The organism is Endozoicomonas sp. ALE010 (assembly GCF_049310165.1).
In the GTDB taxonomy this organism is placed as follows: domain Bacteria; phylum Pseudomonadota; class Gammaproteobacteria; order Pseudomonadales; family Endozoicomonadaceae; genus Endozoicomonas.
The window spans coordinates 1-8,024 of sequence record NZ_JBLYNV010000110.1; the positions used below are offsets into that span (position 1 = coordinate 1).

The following is an 8,024-nucleotide window of genomic DNA, read 5'->3' on the forward strand; positions in this document are numbered from 1 at the left end:
GGCCAGCTACCGAAAGCCGCCGTGGCACTGGGTGCCCTGTCCAGCCTGAGCGCTGCGGCTGCTGCATCCTCATCCGGCAGTAAAACAGAAGTGCCGATTATTGATGTGCCGAATGCCACAACCCTGGGCAAGATTGGTGATCCGAAATACCCAAACTACCTACTGAATGGTACTTACCGGCAGACTGCGGATATTAATGTTACCCGCTCGTTCCGCTCAATCGGCAATAAAGCCGATGCATTTACCGGTAAGTACGATGGTCAGGATTATACCATTCGTGGTCTTCGCCAATGTCTGATGGAAAATCTGGAGGGTAAAGTTCTTAAGCTGCGCTTTATAAATCCAGATGTACAGACAAGAGGTAGAACAGCTTCGATCGGGGTAGCCGCTTGTAAAATGTCAGGCACCAAAGCCGTAATCAGGGATATTTACGTTGAAGGTTCTGTCCTTGATACCGAGGGTAAAAAGGCAAGCGCGGGTATTGCCGTGGGCGAAGTTAAGGGAGGAACTGTTAGAAATACGACCGCAGTAAACTGCAACGTGACAACTTCCGGTTCATCTGCGTATGCCGGTATTGGCGCGGGATATGTGCATAATGGTGGAAAGGTTTATGACACGAATGCAAAAAACTGCAAGGTGAATACTACCTCCAGTGATGCCGGTATCGGGGTGGGGCGTGTTAATAATGGCAGCGTTTTCGACACCAAAGCAACGAACTGCAAGGTGGAAACGTCCGGAGGTAATGCCGGTATCGGGGCGGGGCGCGTTGATGAGGGCAGGGTTCGCCTCACCATAGCAAAGGGCTGCAATGTGACAAACTCCGGTTCTTTCGGAAATGCCGGTATCGGGGTTGGGCGTGTTTATAAGGGCAAGGTTTTAGAGACCAAAGCAACGAACTGCAAGGTGGAAACGTCCGGAGGTAATGCCGGTATCGGGGCGGGGCGTGTTGATGATAGGAAAGGAGTCGATAAGACCGAAGCAGTCAACTGCAATGTGAAAAACTACGGTTCTTTCGGTAATGCCGGTATCGGGGTGGGGTCTGGTAAAGCTTCCGACACCAAAGCAATGAACTGCAGGATAGAAACCTTCGGTAATGGGAGTAATGCCGGTATCGGGGCGGGACAAGATGAAGCTACCAATACTCTGGCAATAAAATGCGAGGTGGAAAACTACGGTTCCAAGGGGAATATCGGCATTGGGGTGGGTAAAGGATACGCTACCGACACCACAGCAATGAACTGTGATGTGAAAAACTTCGGTCGCAGCGGTAAAATAACCGGTGATACAACAGCCGGTATTGGGGCGGGAAAAGGGGCTGCTGACAACACCATAGCGATCAATTGCACAGTGAAAGCCTCCGGTGATTCCGCTTATAGCGGTATCGGGGCAGGGAGTTCCGTTCCTTATAAAACCCATAAAACCGTTGATAACACCAAGTCATTCAACAACACGGTTAAATCCAGTGGTCTTGCCGGTTTCGGGGTCGGAAATGGCAATGTTGACAACACTATGGCGGTAAAGAGCACCGTCGAAGGTGATCAGAGCAGTATACGTCATAAAATCGGAGCAGGAGTTCAACACACTTTCTGTAATGTCAGATTTAACGGCATAGAGCAAGAGAACAATTCCAAGAGTTTAAGGGATTGCGATAGGTTGCTGGGTCATTTCTGTGAAGATATTGACCCCCACCTGTTCCCCCGCCTGGTGAAGTCGAATTGCCAGCCCACGCACTGTTATTCTTCGGCATTATCAAGTGACACTGTCTCCGGTTCCTTTGATGATTGTCCTCCTGAACCGACAACCATCCCAACCAAAACTTCTACAAACACTCCAACTTCCCGCCCAACGTCACCAACAGTAGTATCGACCACGCCAGCACCGGTGGAGACGGCATCGAACAACACCATTGTAGTAACGACCACGCCAGCACCGGTGCCGACGACATCGAACACCACCATGAGCATCCCAGGGGCCACCATGACACTGCCCACCAGTGCGGCACCGCTGGCGACTACCCTGAGTACCGGTACAATAGCCGGTATTGCCCTGGGGGCTGCCGCGTCTTTTGTGTTGGCAGGTGTGGTGGGGGGGTACATCTATCGTCATTGTTGTCGCAGATCATCCCCCGACGCTGCCGGTGGCTGGCAGGAGCTGGTAGCAGTCAATAAAGCGGGTCAGGCACAGGAGGTGGTTGATCAACCGATGATGTTACTTGAGGAACCTGGGGATAAGGGGGGACACCAGCATGAACACATATATGAAGAGATTGACATTTACAATCCCCGCAGAATGAGAACCGCCAGAGCGCCTGATTATTAATGCAGCCAGAATTATATCGAAACACTTTAGCAAGGCAGTCGGCGACTGACTCATTACGCAGTTCGGGACCTGATCCCCCCGGCTTTTTCCTGTTTTATAAAATTCTTGTACATTACCCGTTGCGGATAATTCAAACGGTTCTTTTTGATGCCTCAGCCTTGTCTATCCTTGCCTCATTATTTTGTGAGGTAATAACTTTGATATCCCAACCTGCCGTTCAGTCCACAGCCACACCCATGGCTTCTGGCTCCGTACCCGATCAGCCAACGGAAAGTGACGGGCTATTTGCCGGGTTCTTAACGGTCGCCCCTTGGCGCGTTCCGATCCTGTTTTTGCGGTCGCTTCATCCCGGTTATATTCCTCCCGGGACGCAGCCGTCGGCACAACCGGATGAAGGTCCTGCCTTCACTTTTGGCAGCCCCGATGGGCAGGACAGTAGCTTTTTCCAGGGTGTTGAGCTGGCGGCCCGGCTGGTGTCGCCTTATACCGTGCTGCCAGCGGAGATCCGCACGATGCTGGAGGGCATTGTCACCTTTTCCGCAGCCACTCGTTTCAGGGATCTTTTGGGCGCTTTTGGGGCGACTGAAGGTTCTCCTCCAACGGAAAGTCGGGCAGATATTTCGGAGGACGGCTCCCCAACAAACGACAAAGGCAGGAAAAAAAAGAAACCGCAGCAAACACGACAACGAACCAGCCCACCAGCCACCAACTCCATCGGCACTGGCCAGCTACCAAAAACAGCCGTGGCACTGGGTGCCCTGTCCAGCCTGAGCGCTGCAGCGGCTGCATCCTCATCCGGCAGTAAAACAGAAGGGCCGATTATTAATGTGACGGATGCCACAATCCTGGGCAAGATTGGCCGTGATCCGGACTATCCACTGAATGGCACTTACCGGCAGACTGCAAATATTAATGGTGGCCGCTTGTCCCGCTCCATTGGCAATAAAACCCATGCATTTACCGGTAAGTACGATGGTCAGGGTAATACCATTCATGGTCTTCGCCGCTGTCTGGTGAAAAATCTGAGGGGTGAAGTTGATGACCTGCGCTTTACAAAAGCAGATATAAAGACAACACGTGAGAAAGCTTCAACCGGGGTAGCCGCTTGTAAAATGTCAGGCGGTGCCGTGGTCAGCAATATTCACGTTGAAAGTGCTTCCCTTAATACCAGGGGTAATTATGCAAGCGCAGGTATTGCCGTGGGCGAAGTTAATCAAGGAACTGTTAGAAACACGACCGCAGTAAACTGCAATGTGCAAACTTCCGGCCCAGATGCGAATGCCGGTATTGGCGCGGGATATGTGACTCATGGAACGGTTAGCGGCACGACTGCAGAAAAATGCGAGGTGATAACCTCCAATAATGCCGGTATCGGGGCGGGCCGTGTTGATGAAGGAAGCGTTGCCGACACCAGTGCAACGGGCTGCACGGTGAAAACGTCCGGAGGCAATGCCGGTATCGGAGCGGGGCGTGAGATTTCGTCAAGCGTCGCCAGGTCCAGGGCATTCAACTGCAAGGTGGAAAGCGCCGGTTCTTTTGGTAATGCCGGTGTCGGGGTGGGGAGTGGTACCGCTGTCGACACCACGGCAATGAACTGCAATGTGAAAAGCTCCGGTTCTTACGTTAGTGCCGGTATCGGGGTGGGGAATGGGGGCGCTACCGACACCACGGCAATGAATTGCACGGTAACAGCCAATGGTGAGGGGAGTAATGCCGGTATCGGGTCGGGGGATGGAGGTACTGCTGATAACACCATAGCAAAGGACTGCACGGTAGAAACCTACGGTATTGAGGGTAATGCCGGCATCGGGGTGGGGGGCGGCATCGCTGCCGACACTACAGCAATGAACTGCACGGTAAAAACCTACGGTAATTCGAGTAATATCGGCATCGGGGTGGGTAAGGGGGCTGCAGCCGACACTCTGGCAATTGGCTGCACGGTGGAAAACCACGGTTCTGATGGTGGTAGTGCCGGTATCGGAGTGGGTATGGGGGCTGCTGTCAACACCACAGCGATAAACTGCACAGTGGAAACCTCCGGTGTTTCCAGTTTTGCCGGTATCGGGGCGGGGGTCTTTACTCCTCCTCGTGGAACCGGTGGAACCTATAGAGCTGTTGCTAACACAATGTCATTCAACAGCACGGTTAAAAACTCCGGTGCTTCTGGCTATGCCGGTATCGGTTCTGCGTTTATTGGCAATGTTGTCAACACCAAGGCGGTAAAAAGCACTGTCGAAAGTAGTCAGACCAGTTTTCCGAATAATATCGGGGGAGGGCGTAACCCCACTTACTGTGATGTCCGCGTTAACGATAAACTGCAACGAGACACCATCGGGGATTGCAGTTACTTGCTGGATAATTTCTGTGAAGCTGTTGACCCTCCCCTGGTGAAGCCGAATTGCCGGCCCAGTGACTGCTATTTTGAGGCATTAACAGGTGACAGTCTCGCCGGGTTAGAGTTATGTCCTGTTGCTCCGGAAGCCATCCCAACCACTGGCAGCCAAGTCACCGCATCTGCACAAACCTCAACACCAGAAGCAATGACAGCTTCTACGCACACCCTGACTTCCAGCTCCACGCCGCCAACAGTCACCCATCAGATGATTGAAGTCACCGACGTTGAGACCCTGGGTAAAATCGGCATCGACCCCAACTATCCAATAAACGGCAACTATATCCAAACCAAAGATATTGATGCCAGAAACCTGAGCCGACCCATCAGCCGCTTTACTGGCCAGTACAATGGCCAGAACTATACCACTACGATTGCCAACCTGGGTTGCTGCCTGGTGGATACCGTTGAGGGTGGCGGGACCATTGGTAACCTGCACTTTACTGGTGCCAATATCGTCAGCGCCAGTCGGCCAGCGGGCGTGGTGGCTTGTGGAGTGAGCGGCAACGGCACCATTCGTGACATTTTTGTGGAAAACAGCCAGGTCATAACCACCGGCAATGATGCCGATGCAGGTATCGGGGCGGGAGTCCTGTCGGGGGAGGCGGTAGTGGACATCTTGGCGAAAAACAGCACGGTGGTCACCCACGGTGAGGGGGCCGACGCCGGTATTGGTAGTGGCAGTATTGGCAATGATGCTGTGATTTCCCATGTCGAAGCCTTGAGATGCCGAGTGAAAACCGTCGGTAATAATGCCAATGCCGCCATCGGCGCAGGTTATGTGAACGGCACCGTGGCCAGCACTTCAGCATTCGGGAGCGAGGTAACCACCTCCGGTAAGGGGAGCCATGCCGCCATCGGCGGTGGCAAGGTAGATAACGGTGGCACTGTCACCAACACAACTGCATTTGTCAATGGTGTGAAGACCACCGGTGACCAGGCCAATGCCGGTGTCGGGGCCGGGGCCATGGGCCGTGGCACAGTGGTAGCCAATACCCTGGGGCAGGGCTGTGAGGTATCCACCTCGGGTGATGGTGCCAACGCGGGCATCGGAGCCGGGAGGATGGGCTGCAGTGCCATGCTGAAGAATACCTCAGCAGAACGCTTTTCGTCGGTGACCACCTCCGGCGCTGAGGCCAATGCCGGTATCGGGGCCGGGTTGATGGATCCCGGGGCAAGGATGGCGAGTACCCGGTCTGTCGAAAGCAGGGTGGAGACCACCGGTGACCAGGCCAATGCCGGTATCGGGGCCGGGTTCATGGATTCCGGGGCAGGGATTGCTGGCACACGGTCTGTCAGAAGTAGGGTGAAGACCACCGGTGACCGGGCCAATGCCGGTATCGGGGCCGGGGCCATGGGCAATGGCACAGGGATAGCCAATACCTTGGCGAAAAACTCTAAGGTATCCACCTCGGGTGATGGTGCCAATGCCGGTATCGGAGCTGGAAGGATGGGCCGCAGTGCCAGGATGGAAAATACCTCAGCACAATGCTTTTCGTCGGTGACCACCTCCGGCGCTGAGGCCAATGCAGGTATCGGGGCCGGGTTGATGGATCCCCGGGCAAGGATCGTTGGCACCCGGTCTCACAACAGTGAGGTGGAAACCTCGGGAGTCCGTGCCCATGCCGGTATCGGTGCCGGTATGATCAGGGACAATGCCAGCGTTACCGATACCCGGGCGGTGAACCCCAGGGCAACTGCCTCCGGTAATAATGCCTCGGCGAATATTGACGCAGGCCGGATTGAGCCAGGGGGCGTGGTTACCAATACGACGGAGGTGTACACAGGCTGGCCCGGGGTGCTGGCATGCGAACCGGTCATACCAGCGACGGCATCGAGCACCGCCATGAGCTTTCCGGGGGCCACCATGACACTGCCCACCAGTACGGCACCGCTCGCAACTACCCTGAGTAACGGCGCAATAGCCGGTATTACCCTGGGGGCTGCTGTGTCCTTAGTGTTGGCAGGTGTTGTGGGGGGGTACATCTATCGTCATTGTTGCCGCAGGCCGTCTCCCGTCGATGCCGGTGACCCGCAGGAGTTGGTAGCAGTCAACAAAGCGGGTCAGGCACAGGAGGCGGTTGATCAACCGATGATGTTACTTGAGGAACCCGGGGATAGGGGGGGGCACCAGCATGAACACATATATGAAGAGATTGACATTTACAATCCCCGCAGAATGAGAACCGCAGTAGCGCCTGATTATTAATGCAGTCAGAATTATATCGAAAAACTTTAGGTAACCATTCGCTAAATCCATTATTCAAGCATCAATAGCCCTGTTCAGCTATCCTTGATAGATGCTTGAAATCACTACGCCTGAATGCACTTCAGAACAATCCTGTACTCCTTTCAGCCTTGTTCAAGTCACTTTGTTCTGGCCTTCTGCTGGGCTCATGTCAGGCGAGACTTTATTGATGCCAGTCGTGGTGACCCGGATTTAGAAAAATGGAGCATTGCCTGGGTAGATAGAATTGCTCGTTTATATTATTTAAACGAGCAACGACTTCTTGTTCGGGAAGACCCAAAGCAGTGGCCGACCCGCCAGTTGAGACTGGAAAAACATGCTGAACACATAGCCTCTCAGCGAGATAAAGAACTGGGATGAAAGTCGTCTCAAAGAATTGCGAATCCATGACCCACCTGGCTGAAAAAAGTTCATCCAGGTCCGTAGCTATTATAAGGCAGGTATTCCTTACCAGTCTGGTAAGCTGGTTTGCAGGGTTCACTGAATAGTTACCGGGAACTTTTTACTGATTGACTTATCTGACTATTTTAATCGTTAAAATGAGTTAACCATAAAAAGGCCATTTTCATGAATCAAGCAGCATTTTCAAATATTGAGCTTCGTAGTTTCGTAAAGGCTCCACAAAGCGATGCCGAATCGGGTGTGAGGCAGGATAATCGAAGAAGTTGTGGGACCAGGGCGTTTAAATGGATTGTCCGTCACCCTTTTCTGGCAACTGCTGGAGCCATTGGGTTGGTTGGCGCTGCGTCTGGTGGCATTTATGGCTTAACCCTTTTAGGTGCAGCAGCTCCTGTTGCAACGGCGTTATCGGGCAGAAATGTAACTCTCTCAGGTACAGCAGCTTCTGATGTAACGGTGTTGACTCGTCGAAATGTAACCACCGATACCAGGACCACCGCAGCAACCACCACCAAAGCGCCGACCACCGAGGCAATGACCACCGGAGCAACGACCACCGAAGCGCCGACCACCGAGGCAATGACCTCCGTTTGCGGCGACATTGAGCAAAAGGTCTGCTTCAATTATTGCGGATTTATGTACCAGATATTTGACCAGCCGAAGGTG

The 8,024-nt window shown here is 53.5% G+C and carries 4 protein-coding genes; all 4 read left to right on the top strand.

Features of this window, described 5'->3' with window-relative positions; all coding sequences use genetic code 11:
- A partial coding sequence (locus ACO6UY_RS23430; protein WP_422491469.1) for a hypothetical protein occupies positions 1-2,319 on the top strand: 2,319 nt, incomplete at its 5' end.
- Positions 2,320-2,516: 197 nt separating this feature from the next.
- Positions 2,517-6,920 carry a hypothetical protein gene (locus ACO6UY_RS23435; protein ID WP_422491470.1) on the top strand — a complete coding sequence of 1,468 codons (4,404 nt, stop codon included), beginning with the start codon at positions 2,517-2,519 and terminating at the stop codon, positions 6,918-6,920.
- Between the two features lie 114 nt (positions 6,921-7,034).
- On the top strand, positions 7,035-7,319 hold the full coding sequence (locus ACO6UY_RS23440) for an IS66 family transposase (RefSeq protein ID WP_422448034.1): 285 nt from the start codon (positions 7,035-7,037) through the stop codon (positions 7,317-7,319).
- Between the two features lie 207 nt (positions 7,320-7,526).
- The coding region (locus ACO6UY_RS23445) for a hypothetical protein (RefSeq protein WP_422491472.1) at positions 7,527-8,024 on the top strand (498 nt) is incomplete at its 3' end.

What these genes read in the sequence shown, in the direction of transcription:
- ACO6UY_RS23440 (WP_422448034.1), top strand. Translation starts at nt 7,035, where the DNA reads ATGCACTTCAGAACAATCCTGTACTCCTTTCAGCCTTGTTCAAGTCAC.